Here is a 14,794-nt window from a genome sequence, read left to right on the forward strand (position 1 = left end):
TGGTCAGCGTATCTCAATCGATTTCATTGAATTTTCCAATTGAATAGTGGCATTCCCCTGAAGTAAGCTCGCTGGCATTCCACGGAGATACACCATGTTGCGTTTCACTCCTTCACAGCTTCAGCGCGCTGCCGACGATTCCCGTCAGGCGGTGGTTCTGGCTGCGTGGGATGCGACTGCGGTCCGCTCCGTTGCTTCTTATTTTTATGGGTATTGGTTTAGCCACTGGCGCGCCTGATACCCAAACGGCGCCCAACAATCACGGGACGCCAACCAGAGATAACTCTACCCCCGGTCGGCTTCCCGACCGGGGGTTTCGTTTTTCTGGCCCCTGCAAAAACTGACTAACGCTTCAAATTGAGGATCCACGACATGAACTACAGCACCTATTACCGTAACGACATCGACTTTGCATGGCGATTTAGCAACCTCCGTTCGGGACAGCCTGCCGCCTCCGATCGGTCACTGACAGGTGGCGAATCAACACACACAGCCAATACGGCCAATTGTCGAACACCCCAGTAGGTCCGCGCGGGACATAGCCCGCCGGCCAGGAAGCCCAACACATGAATTCGTCCGTCGCCGCAAAAAACCTGTCTGACCTGCCGTCCAGCCCTGTGACCTTGATCGACAGTCACCCCGCTCCGCAACGCCTGCCCAGCACCCTGGCACTGAAACACCAGTTGCCGCTGGACGCTTCGCTCACCGCCCAAGTCGCCGCCCATCGTCAATCCGTGCGCGCCATCCTCAACGGTGAAGACTCCCGTCTGCTGGTCGTCGTTGGCCCTTGCTCCATTCACGATCCCGAATCTGCCCTCGAATACGCGCAGCGTCTGGCGAGTCTTGCCACCGAAGTCAGTGATCAGATGTTGCTGGTCATGCGCGCCTACGTGGAAAAACCCAGAACCACGGTCGGCTGGAAAGGCCTGGCTTACGACCCCCATCTGGATGGCAGCGACGACATGGTCGGCGGCCTGACCCTGTCTCGTCAGTTGATGCGCGAAATGATCCAGCTAGGCTTGCCAATCGCGACCGAACTGCTGCAACCGATGGCCGCCGGTTACTTCGACGACATGCTGAGCTGGGTGGCAATTGGCGCGCGGACCACCGAATCGCAGATTCACCGGGAAATGGCCAGCGGCCTGCACATGCCCGTCGGTTTCAAGAACGGCACCGACGGCGGCGTTTCCGTGGCCTGCGACGCGATTCGCTCCGCCGCCCATGCCCATCGCCACTTCGGCATTGATCGCCACGGCCACCCGGCCATCATCGAGACACAAGGCAACCGCGACACACACATCGTGCTGCGCGGCGGCCACAGCGGCCCGAACTACGATGCGCAGAGCGTGGCCAGCGTCAATGCGAGCCTGGACAAGCACCGCATCGCGGCACGGATCATGGTCGATTGCAGTCATGCGAACAGCGGCAAGGACCCCTTGCGCCAACCTGAGGTGTTCAATGATGTCCTGCAGCAACGCCTGGCCGGGAACCGGACGCTGATCGGCATGATGATCGAAAGCCACCTGTTCGAGGGCTGCCAACCCCTGAGCGACTCGATGCGCTACGGGGTCTCGGTTACCGATGGCTGTCTCGGTTGGGACGGCACCGAGCGCCTGCTGCGCGATGCAGTCCATAAACTGCGCTACCGATAAGCGGGCCATTGTCAGAGACGGGCCGGTATTGACGCGGCCCGTTTCTGATCCCGGCGTCGGCGTCTACAGCCAATACCCTGTTACGCCTTTGAATGACGGTTATGTGGGCCGTTACGGTTAACACCTTGGGTCGTGGAAATGCCTGCCCGACGGGCGAGCCGGAACTTTATCGGGAAAATCGGCCCTTAATCCGGTAGGCTCGTTTCTTTTTTTTGACAGGAGTACCCCTAATGGCCAAAGCCACTGCCCGCCACATCCTTGTTTCCAGCGAAGAGAAATGCAACGAACTCAAAGCTCAGATCGAAGGCGGCGCTGATTTTGCCGAAGTAGCACGCTCCAACTCCAGCTGCCCTTCCAGCCGTCAAGGCGGCGATCTGGGTTCCTTCGGCCCGGGCCAGATGGTCAAGGAATTCGACACCGTGGTCTTCAGCGCGCCAGTCAACGTGGTGCAAGGACCGGTCAAAACCCAGTTCGGCTACCACCTGCTGGAAGTGACCAGCCGTCAGGACTGATATTCCAGCGATTACCTCGAACGGCCCGCCCTGAAAAGCGGGCCGTTTGTATTTAGCGCACCGCAAACTGCTGCCCGGGCAATTGCGGCAAAGATTTTGCTTCGTTTTGTCGTATTCACCGCTCCCGGGTGCCTTGAATTCGGATGGGTTCAGACGGCAACGTAATGAAGTCTTCAACCACAGTGATCGTGCGGTTACAAAGATCACGGCATTGCGGTACCTTGCCACCGGAGGTAGCTGATAAAAACAACGGACAATCAAACGAACGGGCCGCAATCGCCTGTTCATGACCTTCAACCCTGATGTTGCGCCAAAACATCAGTCAGGATTCGTGTAATGCGTTTTGTTTTTTCATCGCTGATGGCTGCAACACTTGTCCTGGTTTCAGGTTTCCAATCCCTGTCCGCCGCACCACAACCCGCACTGACCGTTTACGGTGAGGCGCCCCGCTACCCGGCGAACTTTCAGCATTTCGATTACGTGAACCCCGACGCCCCAAAAGGCGGCAGCATGCGGCGGTCTGCGCAGGAAATCGGTCAGTTCGACCACATCATGCCGTATCTGGACAAGGGCACCGGTGTCTCACAAGTCAATGGGCTTTTGTATTCGCCCCTCGCCGTCAAGTCACTGGATGAGCCCTACACCGTCTACGGCCTGATTGCAGAAAAGATGGAAAGGGCCGCCGACGGCATGTCGCTGCGTTTTTTCCTGAACCCTAAAGCGCGATTCTCCGACGGCACCCCGATCACCGCAGAGGACGTACGGTTCACCTATAACCTGCTGATGACTCAGGGCAGCCTGTCCTACCGCACTGAGTTCGGCGACGTGAAAGGCCTCGAAGTCGAGTCACCGACGCAGATACGCTTCGACTTCAAAAGCAATGAAAGCCGGACCCTGCCGCTGGACCTCGCGTCCCTGCCCGTGTTTCCGGAACACTGGTGGAAGGACCGCGACTTCGCCAACGGCGGTGGATTCGAAGCCCCGGTAGGCAGCGGCCCCTATCGCATCGGCCAGGTCGACCCGGGGCGCAGCATCACCTTCGAACGCAATGCCGACTGGTGGGCCAAGGACCTGCCCGTCAATCGCGGCATGTACAACTTCGATCATTTCAAAGTCGAGTACTTCGGCGACACCGACGTGGCGCGCCAGGTGCTGCGCGGCGGCGGCTATGACTACAACCGCGAATATTCGGCCACCGGTTACTCCATTGGCTACGACGGCGACGCCCTGACAGAAGGCCGTCTGCAAAGAGCGCACCTGGCCAAGGGGTCGGTGCAAAGCTCCCAGGGTTTCGTGTTCAACCTGGATCGTCCGAAGTTTCAGGACCGGCGCGTGCGTCAGGCGCTGGCGATGCTGTGGGACTTCGAGTGGACCAACAAGCAGATGATGCGCAACGTCTACGTGCGTCAGAACAGCTACTTCTCCAACAGCGACCTGGCCGCCACAGAGTTGCCCACCGAGTCGGAACTCAAGATCCTCGAGCCGCTGCGCGGCGAGGTGCCGCCGGAAGTCTTCACCACGGTTTTCCATACGCCCAAAACAGATGGCACCGGCTTCATCCGCGACAAGCAGCTTCAGGCGCTTAGCCTGCTGGAAGAGGCCGGCTGGATGCCCAAGGGCGACAAGCTGGTGAACGCTGAAGGCGAGCCTCTGAGCTTCACGTTCCTCAATGGCCAGAGCGGTTTTGAAAAGATCCTTCTGCCTTATAAACGCAACCTGGCGCAGATCGGCATCGATTTCGAGATCCGTCGCATCGACTCCGCGCAATACCTGAACCGGGTCATGGCGCGGGACTACGACATGATCGTGACCGGCTATGGCGTATCGACTTCGCCGGGCATGGAGCTGTACAACAACTTCGGCTCCAGGGTGGCGAAGGACTCCGGCTCCAGCAACTACATGGTGCTGCGCGACCCGGCAGTCGATGCGTTGATCACCGGTCTTGCCAAGGCAGACAACAAACCGGCCATGATCGACTACGCCCATGCGCTGGACCGCGTCCTGCAATGGGGCTATTACTGGATCCCCAATTACTACCCACCCGGCTCTTCGACGGTCTGGTGGAACCGCTTCGGCATTCCCAAAGTGCAGGCCAGCAACAGTGAGGCCATCGACACCTGGTGGGAAATCAGCCCTCAAGCCCTGACCAACGAACAGTTCGCCCAGCAACGGGGCGCATCGGCCATTCCCTCGGAGGTCAAGTAATGCTCGGCTACCTGATGAGGCGCCTGCTGCTGATCATCCCGACCCTGCTGGCTATTCTGCTGGTGAATTTCTTCATCGTGCAGGCTGCACCGGGGGGACCGGTTGAACAGGCCATCGCCAAGCTGCAAGGCGTGGCCGGCGGCACCATTGGCGCCGGCCACACCGAAACCATGAACGCCGGCCAGTCCCGGGCCAGCCGCGGCCTGGACCCCAAGCTGATCAAGGAAATCGAGCATCAGTATGGCTTCGACAAACCGCTGCATGAACGCCTGTGGTTGATGCTGAAGAACTATGCGCGGCTGGATTTCGGAAACAGTTTCTTCCGTGGCGCCAAGGTCACCGACCTGATCCTGCAGAAGATGCCGGTGTCGATCTCCCTCGGTCTGTGGGCGACATTGATCACCTACCTGGTGTCGATCCCGCTAGGGATTCGCAAGGCGGTCAAGCACGGCAGCCACTTCGACATCTGGAGCAGCACGGCAATCATCATCGGCTATGCGATGCCGGCATTCCTGTTCGCGATGCTGCTGGTGGTGGTGTTCGCCGGAGGCACTTCGTTGAGCTGGTTCCCGGTGCGCGGCCTGGTCTCGGAAAACTTCGACGAGTTGACCACGCTGGGCAAGATCGCCGACTACTTCTGGCATCTGGTGCTGCCGGTGGCGTCGCTGGTCATTGGCGGGTTCGCGACGCTGACCATTCTGACCAAGAACTCATTCCTCAATGAAGTCACCCGCCAATACGTGGTCACCGCCCGCGCCAAGGGCCTGAGCGAGCGCCGCGTGCTTTACGGGCATGTGTTCCGCAACGCGATGCTGCTGGTGGTCGCCGGCATTCCGCAGGCGTTCATCAGCGTGTTCTTCGCCGGCTCGTTGATGATCGAGGTGATTTTCTCCCTCGACGGCCTGGGCCGCATGAGTTACGAAGCTGCCGTCTCCCGCGATTATCCGGTGGTGTTCGGTTCGCTGTTCATCTTCACCCTGTTCGGACTGCTGATAAAACTGGTCGGGGACATTTGCTACACCCTGGTCGACCCCCGAATCGACTTCAGCGCGAGGAATGCATGATGCGCAGACTGTCTCCGGTGGCTCGCCGACGTTTCGAGCGTTTTCGCAACAACCGCCGTGGCTGGTGGTCGCTGTGGCTGTTTTGCGGCCTGTTCGTCATCAGCCTGTGCGGCGAGCTGATCGCCAATGACAAACCGCTGGTGCTCAGTTATCAGCACGCGTTGTACTTCCCCGCCTTCAAACGCTACACCGAGCAGGAATTCGGCGGCCAACTGCCCTTCCAGCCGGACTACCGCAGCGATTACGTGCGCCAGCTTATCGCCAAGGGCGACGGCTGGATGCTGTTCCCGCCGATCCCGTTCAGTGACGACACGCCCAACTATGACCTGAACAGACCCGCCCCCAGCCCGCCCTCGGCGATCAACTGGCTGGGCACCGACGATCAGGCACGCGACGTTCTGGCGCGGGTGATCTTCGGCTCCAGGGTGTCGATACTCTTCGCCCTCGCGCTGACCGTCATCAGCGCGCTGATCGGCATTGCCGCTGGCGCGCTACAGGGCTATTACGGCGGTTGGGTGGATCTGATCGGCCAGCGCCTGCTGGAAGTCTGGTCGGGGCTGCCGGTCCTGTACCTGCTGATCATCCTGTCCGGTTTCGTCGAGCCGAACTTCTGGTGGCTGCTGGGGATCATGGCCCTGTTTTCATGGCTGGCGCTGGTGGACGTGGTGCGCGCCGAGTTTCTGCGCGGGCGCAATCTGGAATACGTCAAGGCAGCCCGGGCGCTGGGGCTGGATGATCGCAAGGTGATTTTGCGCCACATTCTGCCCAACGCCATGAACGCCACCCTGAGCTACCTGCCGTTCATTCTGACCGGTGCTATTTCGACGCTCACCGCACTGGATTTCCTGGGTTTCGGCATGCCCGCCGGGAGTGCTTCGCTGGGCGAACTGATCGGCCAGGGCAAGCAGAACCTGCAGGCGCCGTGGCTGGGCTTTACCGCTTTCTTCACCCTGGCATTGATACTGTCGCTGCTGGTGTTCATTGGCGAGGCGTTGCGCGATGCTTTCGACCCGAGGTCCTGACATGTCTGAAAACCTGATTGAAATCCGAGACTTGTCGGTGTCGTTCAATGGCAACACGGTGGTGAAGAACCTCAGCCTCGACATTCCGGCCGGTCAGTGCCTGGCGCTGGTGGGTGAGTCTGGATCCGGCAAATCAGTCACCGCGCATTCCATCCTGCAACTCTTGCCCCAGGCGGGCACGGTCTGCACCGGCAGCATTCGCTATCGAGGGAAGGAACTGCTGGGCGCCGATGGCAAGCTGATGCGCGAGATTCGCGGCAATCAGATCGCGATGATCTTCCAGGAGCCCATGACCTCGCTAAACCCGCTGCACACGGTGTCCAAACAGATCGGCGAAACCCTGCTGCTGCATAAGGGGCTGAGCGGCAAGGCGGCGAAGGTCCGCATTCTCGAGTTGCTGGAGCTGGTCGGGATTCAATACCCCAAGAAGCGGCTCAATGCCTATCCCCATGAGCTTTCCGGTGGTCAGCGGCAGCGGGTGATGATCGCCATGGCCCTGGCTTGCGAACCGGAGCTGCTGATCGCCGACGAGCCGACCACTGCGCTGGATGTCACCGTTCAGCGCAAGATCCTGTTGCTGCTCAAAGAGCTGCAGCAACGTCTGAACATGTCCCTTCTGCTGATCAGCCACGACCTCAATCTGGTGCACAGCATCGCTCAGAAAGTCTGCGTGATGCGGGCGGGGGAAATCGTCGAGCAGTCCAACTGCCACACACTGTTCAAGCATCCGCAACATCCTTACAGCCAGTTGCTGCTGGACGCCGAGCCTGCCGGTGAACCCCTGCCCCGCGACACCCGCGAGAAGGTGCTGGAGGTCGATAATCTGCGGGTCTGGTTCTCGCTCGGAGGCGGGATTTTCAATCGCCATCAGGAATACCTCAAAGCCGTCGACGACATCAGCCTGAGCATCGAACGCGGTAAAACGCTAGGGATCGTCGGCGAATCGGGCTCGGGAAAATCGACACTTGGTCAGGCAATCCTGCGCTTGCTGGAATCCCGTGGCAGTATCCGTTTCAAGGGTCACGCGCTGGACAGCCTCAACCAGAAGCAGATGCGCCCATGGCGCAAACAGATGCAGGTGGTGTTTCAGGACCCCTACGGCAGCCTCAGCCCGCGCATGTCGGTGGCGCAGATCATCAGCGAGGGGCTGGAAGTGCACAGCGAGCTGGACAAGGTCTGCTGTGAAAACGAAGTGATTCGCGCGTTGGAGGAAGTCGGCATCGATCCGCTGAGCCGGCATCGCTATCCCCATGAATTTTCTGGCGGGCAACGGCAACGTATCGCCATTGCTCGCGCCCTTGTGCTCAAACCTGCCTTGATTTTGCTCGATGAACCCACTTCCGCACTGGATCGTACCGTGCAGAAGCAGGTCGTCGCGCTGCTGCGCCAATTACAGGAGAAACACGGCCTGACCTATCTGTTCATCAGCCACGATCTGGCCGTCGTACGGGCGCTCGCCCATGACCTGATCGTGGTCAAGGACGGCAAGGTCGTGGAACGGGGCGCCAGTCATGACGTATTCGACGCGCCCCAGCACCCCTACACCAAGGAGCTACTGGCGGCAGCGCATCCGGGTTTCAATTGAGAGAACCCGGCAACAACCAGCAGTCTGTGCGGCCAGATGCCGGGGAAACAGGAACTTCGGAACAGTGCATGAAAGACAGTGACAGCCTCAAGGATTACCGACGCGTACGGAGGTTAGCGATCCGTTCGCTGTTCGAAATCATCGAGCAGTCCAGTGAAGGTACTGTGATCGTGGACAAGGAAGCGCGAATCGTCTGGATCAACGAGCGCTATGCAAGGCGCTTCGGTCTGGAGGACGCCAGTCGCGCGGTGGGCCAGCCTTGCGAAAAAGTCATCCCCGGCAGCCTCTTGCGTCAGGTGGCGAGTAACGGCCAGCCGATCCTGCTGGACATGATGGACACCGCCAAGGATCCGCTGGTGGTCATGCGCCTGCCGATTCATGACGACAGTGGCGGCGTGATCGGCGCCATCGGGTTTGCGCTGTTCGACGAACTGCATGCGTTGTCGCCCTTGCTCAAACGCTATCTCAGCATGCAGCAGGAACTCGCCTCGACCCGCTCGTTGCTGCGCGCCCGTCAGGCCAAATACAGCTTCGCTCACTTCATCGGCACCAGCGCCGCCAGCCTTGAAGTCAAACGTCGCGCCCGTCGCAGCGCCAGCACCGACTCGCCGGTGCTGTTGCTGGGCGAGACGGGCACCGGCAAGGAGTTGCTGGCGCATGCCATTCACAACACCTCACCACGGGCACATAAGGCGTTCGTCAGCATAAACAGCGCGGCGATCCCCGAGACATTGCTGGAAGCGGAGTTCTTCGGCACCGCGCCTGGCGCATTCACTGGGGCCGATCGCCGGGGTCGTCAGGGCAAGTTGTATCTGGCGGAAGGCGGGACGCTATTTCTTGACGAGATCGGCGACATGCCCCTCCCGTTACAGAGCAAGCTGCTGCGAGTCCTGCAGGAAAAGGAATACGAGCCTGTAGGCTCCAACGAGATGATCAAAAGCGATGTGCGCCTGATCGCCGCGACGTCCACTGACCTTGAGGCGGCGATCAAACGCGGGGAATTTCGAGCCGACCTGTATTACCGGTTGAATGTTCTGCCCATTGAAGTGCCTCCCCTTCGCGCGCGTCTGGACGATCTGCCCGCGCTGAGCGAAGCGATCCTGGAGGAGTTGCGCAGCCAGCACGAACTGCAGGCCGGGGCAATGGCCATGCTGGGCCAGCACGCCTGGCCTGGCAATATCCGCGAGTTGCGCAACGTTCTGGAGCGCGCGGCATTGCTCAGTGACGATCTGCAACTAAGCAGCGAGGAGATTCGCGCCGCGATTGGCACCGTGGTTCCCATCGAAAAAGACGCCACGTGGGAGAGACATGCAGCCCCGCTCTCCGAGGAAACCTACAGCGAGGCCCGTGAACGCTTCGACAGGGAGTTGATACAGGCCAGGCTGGCCCAATGCCGGGGTAATGTGGTTCTGGCGGCTCGGCAACTGGGACTCGGGCGCTCGACGCTTTACAAGAAGATGGCAGCGTTAGGGATTGCGGAGTCTCATTAAAGAGACGCGGCGTCTCTTTTCCGGGAAATAGCGTTCTGACTCCTGTAGCAGCACGGCTTGCCGGCGGTTGCGGCCTTGTGATCGCCACCGCCGGCAAGCCGGACGGCTACTGAAAGATCGCCTCATGTCTCAATAAAGAGACAACGACTTCAAGCTTTCTCACCTTAATTCAGAAAAGCCTTTCGGAATCAGCCTGTTAGCGCGATGGCACGAAAGTAGCTATACCTCCTGTAACGCGGCATGACCGCGGTCATAACAAAAACAACAGGAGACACTCGATGAGTGTGATCATCGCCCTGGCAGCGCTCGCGCTGCTGATGCTTGCTGCATACCGTGGTTACAGCGTTATCCTCTTTGCCCCCATCGCTGCCCTAGGCGCGGTGTTGCTGACCGACCCTTCAGCAGTGGCCCCGGCCTTCACCGGCGTGTTCATGGACAAGATGGTCGGTTTCGTCAAACTCTACTTTCCGGTTTTCCTGCTCGGCGCCGTGTTCGGCAAGTTGATCGAACTCTCCGGTTTCTCCCGCTCGATCGTCGCCGCCGCCATTGGCGTGCTAGGCACACGCCAGGCGATACTGGTGATCGTGCTGGTCTGTGCCCTGCTGACTTACGGCGGTGTCTCGCTGTTTGTGGTGGTGTTCGCGGTCTACCCGTTCGCGGCGGAAATGTTCCGCCAGAGCGACATCCCCAAACGCCTTATTCCGGCGACCATCGCCCTGGGCGCATTCTCCTTCACCATGGACGCCCTGCCCGGCACGCCACAGATTCAGAACATCATCCCGTCTACCTTTTTCAACACCACCGCCTGGGCGGCGCCATGGCTGGGACTGATCGGCACCGTATTCGTGTTCTGTGCAGGCATGCTGTTTCTCCAGCGTCAGCGCAACAAAGCGCAACGGGCGGGTGAAGGTTACGGCACCGAGTTGCGCAACGAGCCGGAAACCGCGGCCGACATCACGTTGCCCAACCCGTGGATCGCGTTGGCGCCCTTGCTGTTGGTGGGTATGATGAACCTGCTGTTCACTCAATGGATTCCGCAGTGGTACGGCAAGACCCACACCCTGGCGTTGCCGGGCATGGCAACGCCCGTGCAGACCGAGATCNGTATTCGTGCTGCTGTTCGCTTTCGGCACTGTAAAGTCGAAACTGGCTGAGGGCAGCAAAGGCGCGGTCAGCGGCGCCTTGCTCGCCGCGATGAACACGGCATCCGAATATGGCTTCGGCGCTGTCATCGCCTCGTTGCCGGGCTTCCTGGTGCTGGCCGACGGGCTCAAGAGCATCCCCAACCCGCTGGTCAATGAAGCGATCACCGTGACCCTGCTCGCAGGCATCACCGGCTCGGCGTCGGGCGGCATGAGCATTGCGCTGGCGGCGATGTCCGACAGTTTCATTGCAGCCGCCCATGCGGCGAACATTCCGCTGGAGGTGCTGCACCGGGTCGCCGCCATGGCCAGCGGCGGCATGGACACCCTGCCCCACAACGGCGCGGTCATTACCCTGCTCGCGGTCACCGGCCTGACCCACCGCGAAGCCTATAAAGATATTTTCGGGATCACGATCATCAAGACCCTGGCGGTCTTCGTGGTGATCGGAACTTTCTATGCAACCGGCATCGTATGAGGAATCCAACATGAGTCTGCAAGGTAAAACCGCGCTGGTTACCGGCTCCACCAGCGGGATCGGGCTGGGGATCGCCCTCACCCTTGCCAAGGCCGGAGCCAACCTTGTGTTGAACGGCTTTGGCGATGCATCGGCGGTGATCGAACAGGTCAAGCAGTTCGGCGGCAAGGTCGGTCATCACCCGGCCGACGTCAGGGACGTGGGGCAGATCGCCGACATGATCGCCTACGCCGAGCGCGAATTCGGCGGCGTGGACATTCTGGTCAATAACGCCGGCATTCAGCATGTGGACGCGGTCGAGGACTTCCCGGTGGAGAGCTGGGACAAGATCATCGCGATCAACCTGTCGTCGGTGTTCCACAGCACCCGCCTCGCCTTGCCAGGCATGAAAGCCAAGGGCTGGGGGCGCATCGTTAATATCGCGTCGGTACACGGCCTTGTCGGGTCAACGGGAAAGGCGGCGTACGTGGCCGCCAAACACGGGGTGATCGGTTTGACCAAGGTCGTCGGCCTGGAAACCGCCACCAGCCATGTCACCTGCAACGCCATCTGCCCGGGCTGGGTACTGACGCCGCTGGTGCAGAAGCAGATCGACGATCGCGGTGCTGAAACCGGTGACCTTGAGCAAGCCAAACATGATCTGCTTTCCGAGAAACAGCCGTCGCTGGAGTTCGTTACGCCGTCGCAACTGGGAGAGCTGACGCTGTTCCTGTGCAGCGAGGCCGGTGCACAGGTGCGGGGAGCAGCGTGGAATATCGATGGTGGCTGGTTGGCGCGGTAACCCTACCAGGTATGACCCCTGTAGCTGCCCCCTGTAGCTGCCCCCTGTAGCAGTCCGGCTTGCCGGCGGTGGCGATTCTGAAAACGCTACCGCCGGCAAGCCGGACTGCTACAGCATCCAGACAACGTCACGCACCAGGCTCATCCCGCTCATCCACCAATCCCCAATCCTTCACATCCACCTGAGCTGCAGCCTGCGGCGCGGGGGGCGGTGTGGTGATGTGGCTGACGCCGCTTTCAGTGTGCAACTTCAAGCGCAATCGCACGTTGTTTGCCGAGTCGGCGTTTTTCAGCGCTTCGTCTTCGGTGATGGCCCCTTCGATGGCCAGGTCGTACAGCGCATTGTCGAACGTCTGCATGCCCAGATTCGTCGACTTCTCCATGATCCCCTTGAGTTCAGTCAGCTCGTTGCGATGAATAAGGTCGCGGATGGTCGGCGTGCCGAGCATCACTTCCACGGCCGCCCGGCGCTTGCCGTCGGTGGTCTTGACCAGCCGTTGCGAGACGAACGCCTTGAGGTTGTTGCCCAGGTCATGCAACAACTGCGCACGACGGTCTTCGGGGAAGAAGTTGATGATGCGGTCCAGCGCCTGGTTGGCGTTGTTGGCGTGCAGGGTCGAGATCGCCAGGTGCCCGGTGTCAGCGAAGGCCAGCGCGTGTTCCATGGTTTCCCGGTCGCGGATTTCGCCGATCAGGATCACGTCCGGCGCCTGGCGCAGGGTGTTCTTCAGCGCCGCATGAAAGCTGCGGGTGTCGACCCCCACTTCACGCTGGTTGATGATCGATTTCTTGTGCTTGTGAATGAACTCCACCGGGTCTTCGATGGTGATGATGTGGCCGCTGGCGTGGCGATTGCGATGGTCGATCAATGCCGCCAGCGACGTGGACTTACCCGAGCCGGTCGCGCCCACGAACAGCACCAGGCCGTGTTTCTCCATGACCACATCGAGCAACACCTTGGGCAGGTGCAGGTCTTCGAATTTCGGGATGTCGAGCTTGATGTTGCGCGCGACGATGGAGACCTCGTTGCGCTGCTTGAAAATGTTGATCCGGAAGCGACCGACACCTGACAGAGAGAACGCCAAGTTCATTTCCAGTTCACGGTCGAAGTCCGCCCGCTGCTCGGCGTCCATGATGCCGTCGGCGATCAGCGCCACGTCGCCGGGCTTGAACGCCTCGGTGCCCAGAGGTTTGAGCACGCCATTGAACTTGGCGCAGGGCGGCGCGCCTGTGGAAAGGTAGAGATCCGACCCGTCCTGGGTGGCAAGAACCTTCAACAACGCCGGGAAATCCATAATTCACACCGCACATAAAGGTTTAAGAAGACTGCAGGTCGACGCTACACAGCGTGCTTGTAGGTGCGACCATCGACCATCATCAACGTTCGCTGAAGGTTAGCGTAACGCTCGTCCGACCAAGGTGAAGGAAATTACCTGAATTCGCGCCGCAAAGGCATAATGCGCCGCTTTTTATCGAGGCGATTTCATCATGAAAGCTCAAGCCCGCCACATTCTGGTCAAGACCGCAGAAGAAGCCGAGCAGCTCAAGCAACGCATTGCCAAGGGCGAGGCGTTCGATGTGCTGGCCAAGAAGTACTCCACCTGCCCGTCCGGCAAGCGCGGCGGCGATCTGGGTGAAGTGCGCCCCGGCCAGATGGTCGGGGCGATTGATCAGGTGATTTTCAAAAAGCCCCTGCGCACGGTGCACGGGCCGGTGAAGAGCAAATTCGGCTATCACCTGGTGCAGGTGTTTTACCGGGATTGATCCTGGCACATTCGACGCCCGAATCGAGACTGCACTCGACTCCGCAGGAGCGCGCTTGCCCGCGATTGCAGTGGGTCAGCTGCCCGATTCGTCGGCTGGCTGAAAGCAATCGCGGGCAAGCGCGCTCCTACAGGTGTTCATGTGCAAGCCTGGAATGTCATGCAGGCATCGCGCTGCGCGGAATCAGCGCCCCAGGATGCTGAATCACCAGGCTCGCCAACCCGTGCCCCGCTTCGGCGGCCTCTTGCGGACTGCCGCCGCGCAGACGTCGGGCCAGGTACCCGGCGCTGAACGAATCCCCGGCCGCCGTGGTGTCGATGACCTTCTGCACCGGCTGCGCGGCGATCTCGTAACGCCGGTTGTCCGCACGCACCAGACAGCTCTGGGCACCCCGCTTGATGACCACCTCGCTGACACCCATGTCGCGATAAGCGCTCATGATCTGCTCGCTGTCGGCGTAGTCGAACAGGGCTTGCTCGTCCTCTTCGGTCAACAGCGCAAGATCCACCTCATGCATCACCGCCCGATACGCCTGCCGCGCCTGATCGACACTGCGCCACAGCCGTGGCCGGTAGTTGTTGTCGAACACCACGCGGGCACCGCGATCGCGGGCGTCGCCCAGCGTCGACAGTAACCGCGCACGCCCGACCTCCCCCAGAACCGCCAGAGTGATGCCGCTGAAATACAGCACGTCGTATTCCGGCAACGCCGCGAGAATCGGGTCGGCGGCGGGCGTGGTAAAGCACTCGCGCACCGCCGCTTCGTTGCGCCAATAGAGGAAACGGCGCTCGCCATTGGCGTCGGTCTGGATGCAATACAACCCCGGCAAGCGGCTTGGCAGGCGCTGCACGCGACTGAGGCCGATACCTTCTTCGGCCCAGATCGCACACATGGCGTCGCTGAAACTGTCGTCACCCAGCGCGGTGACGTAATCAACCTGGGACGCCGATCCGAGCAGGCGCGACAGGTACACCGCAGTGTTCAGCGTGTCACCGCCGAAACTCTGTTTGAGCGTGCCATTCGCGTGCTGCTGCAGCTCGATCATGCACTCGCCGATCAGGGCCACGCGCGGATGGCGGTGGCTGACAAATTCGCTCATC

At 60.5% G+C, this 14,794-nt stretch carries 13 protein-coding genes and 1 pseudogene; 12 read left to right on the forward strand and 2 right to left on the reverse strand.

Annotation, left to right across the window (positions count from 1 at the left end; genetic code table 11):
* Positions 1-94: 94 nt before the first annotated feature.
* The 11 genes and pseudogenes from D3M70_RS32125 (at position 95) to D3M70_RS27435 (ending at position 11,931) form a co-directional block, all read left to right on the forward strand.
* The gene (locus D3M70_RS32125; RefSeq protein ID WP_165869907.1) at positions 95-238 is read left to right on the forward strand and encodes a hypothetical protein; all 144 of its coding nucleotides are present in this window, start codon (positions 95-97) and stop codon (positions 236-238) included.
* A 328-nt stretch (positions 239-566) separates the two neighbouring features.
* The gene (locus D3M70_RS27395) at positions 567-1,652 is read left to right on the forward strand and encodes a 3-deoxy-7-phosphoheptulonate synthase (RefSeq protein ID WP_120128950.1); all 1,086 of its coding nucleotides are present in this window, start codon (positions 567-569) and stop codon (positions 1,650-1,652) included.
* 230 nt (positions 1,653-1,882) lie between these two features.
* Positions 1,883-2,164 (forward strand): peptidylprolyl isomerase, encoded by a 282-nt coding sequence (locus tag D3M70_RS27400; protein ID WP_074750513.1) that lies wholly within the window; start codon positions 1,883-1,885, stop codon positions 2,162-2,164.
* Positions 2,165-2,500: 336 nt separating this feature from the next.
* On the forward strand, positions 2,501-4,369 hold the full coding sequence (locus D3M70_RS27405) for an extracellular solute-binding protein (RefSeq protein ID WP_120128952.1): 1,869 nt from the start codon (positions 2,501-2,503) through the stop codon (positions 4,367-4,369).
* Positions 4,369-5,433 carry a microcin C ABC transporter permease YejB gene (locus D3M70_RS27410; protein WP_120128954.1) on the forward strand — a complete coding sequence of 355 codons (1,065 nt, stop codon included), beginning with the start codon at positions 4,369-4,371 and terminating at the stop codon, positions 5,431-5,433. Before D3M70_RS27405 ends, D3M70_RS27410 begins: the two co-directional genes overlap by 1 nt.
* Positions 5,433-6,455: an ABC transporter permease gene (locus D3M70_RS27415; RefSeq protein ID WP_120128955.1), complete on the forward strand. Its 1,023-nt coding sequence runs from the start codon at positions 5,433-5,435 to the stop codon at positions 6,453-6,455. The genes D3M70_RS27410 and D3M70_RS27415 overlap by 1 nt, the downstream gene beginning before the upstream one ends.
* A 1-nt stretch (position 6,456) precedes the next feature.
* Entirely contained in the window at positions 6,457-8,040 is a 1,584-nt protein-coding gene (locus D3M70_RS27420) for an ABC transporter ATP-binding protein (protein WP_120128957.1), read from the forward strand.
* Positions 8,041-8,108: 68 nt separating this feature from the next.
* Positions 8,109-9,530 (forward strand): sigma-54-dependent Fis family transcriptional regulator, encoded by a 1,422-nt coding sequence (locus D3M70_RS27425; protein WP_120128958.1) that lies wholly within the window; start codon positions 8,109-8,111, stop codon positions 9,528-9,530.
* Between the two features lie 278 nt (positions 9,531-9,808).
* Positions 9,809-10,633 (forward strand): GntP family permease (locus D3M70_RS33755; RefSeq protein ID WP_375233049.1); only part of this gene is annotated, 825 nt, incomplete at its 3' end.
* Position 10,634: 1 nt separating this feature from the next.
* Positions 10,635-11,150: pseudogene (locus tag D3M70_RS33760) on the forward strand (GntP family permease); the annotation flags it as partial.
* 10 nt (positions 11,151-11,160) lie between these two features.
* Entirely contained in the window at positions 11,161-11,931 is a 771-nt protein-coding gene (locus D3M70_RS27435; RefSeq protein WP_120128960.1) for a 3-hydroxybutyrate dehydrogenase, read from the forward strand.
* Positions 11,932-12,058: 127 nt separating this feature from the next.
* Here D3M70_RS27435 and D3M70_RS27440 read toward each other — a convergent pair whose 3' ends face one another.
* Positions 12,059-13,225, reverse strand: coding sequence for a PilT/PilU family type 4a pilus ATPase (locus D3M70_RS27440; protein WP_120128962.1), 1,167 nt, complete (start codon positions 13,223-13,225; stop codon positions 12,059-12,061).
* 193 nt (positions 13,226-13,418) lie between these two features.
* Here D3M70_RS27440 and D3M70_RS27445 point away from each other — a divergent pair, with 193 nt between their 5' ends.
* Positions 13,419-13,694, forward strand: coding sequence for a peptidylprolyl isomerase (locus D3M70_RS27445; RefSeq protein WP_037009819.1), 276 nt, complete (start codon positions 13,419-13,421; stop codon positions 13,692-13,694).
* A gap of 157 nt (positions 13,695-13,851) precedes the next feature.
* Here D3M70_RS27445 and D3M70_RS27450 read toward each other — a convergent pair whose 3' ends face one another.
* On the reverse strand, positions 13,852-14,793 hold the full coding sequence (locus D3M70_RS27450) for a sugar kinase (protein WP_120128964.1): 942 nt from the start codon (positions 14,791-14,793) through the stop codon (positions 13,852-13,854).
* Between the last annotated feature and the right edge of the window lies 1 nt (position 14,794).

Origin of the sequence: Pseudomonas sp. LS-2 (assembly GCF_003605735.1) — a bacterium.
In the GTDB taxonomy this organism is placed as follows: domain Bacteria; phylum Pseudomonadota; class Gammaproteobacteria; order Pseudomonadales; family Pseudomonadaceae; genus Aquipseudomonas.

Coding starts and splice junctions, on each gene's coding strand:
- D3M70_RS27410 (WP_120128954.1), top strand. CDS start 4,369: ATGCTCGGCTACCTGATGAGGCGCCTGCTGCTGATCATCCCGACCCTG.
- D3M70_RS27440 (WP_120128962.1), bottom strand. CDS start 13,225: ATGGATTTCCCGGCGTTGTTGAAGGTTCTTGCCACCCAGGACGGGTCG.
- D3M70_RS27420 (WP_120128957.1), top strand. CDS start 6,457: ATGTCTGAAAACCTGATTGAAATCCGAGACTTGTCGGTGTCGTTCAAT.
- D3M70_RS27405 (WP_120128952.1), top strand. CDS start 2,501: ATGCGTTTTGTTTTTTCATCGCTGATGGCTGCAACACTTGTCCTGGTT.
- D3M70_RS27415 (WP_120128955.1), top strand. CDS start 5,433: ATGCGCAGACTGTCTCCGGTGGCTCGCCGACGTTTCGAGCGTTTTCGC.
- D3M70_RS27425 (WP_120128958.1), top strand. CDS start 8,109: ATGAAAGACAGTGACAGCCTCAAGGATTACCGACGCGTACGGAGGTTA.
- D3M70_RS27400 (WP_074750513.1), top strand. CDS start 1,883: ATGGCCAAAGCCACTGCCCGCCACATCCTTGTTTCCAGCGAAGAGAAA.
- D3M70_RS27435 (WP_120128960.1), top strand. CDS start 11,161: ATGAGTCTGCAAGGTAAAACCGCGCTGGTTACCGGCTCCACCAGCGGG.
- D3M70_RS27450 (WP_120128964.1), bottom strand. CDS start 14,793: ATGAGCGAATTTGTCAGCCACCGCCATCCGCGCGTGGCCCTGATCGGC.
- D3M70_RS32125 (WP_165869907.1), top strand. CDS start 95: ATGTTGCGTTTCACTCCTTCACAGCTTCAGCGCGCTGCCGACGATTCC.
- D3M70_RS27445 (WP_037009819.1), top strand. CDS start 13,419: ATGAAAGCTCAAGCCCGCCACATTCTGGTCAAGACCGCAGAAGAAGCC.
- D3M70_RS27395 (WP_120128950.1), top strand. CDS start 567: ATGAATTCGTCCGTCGCCGCAAAAAACCTGTCTGACCTGCCGTCCAGC.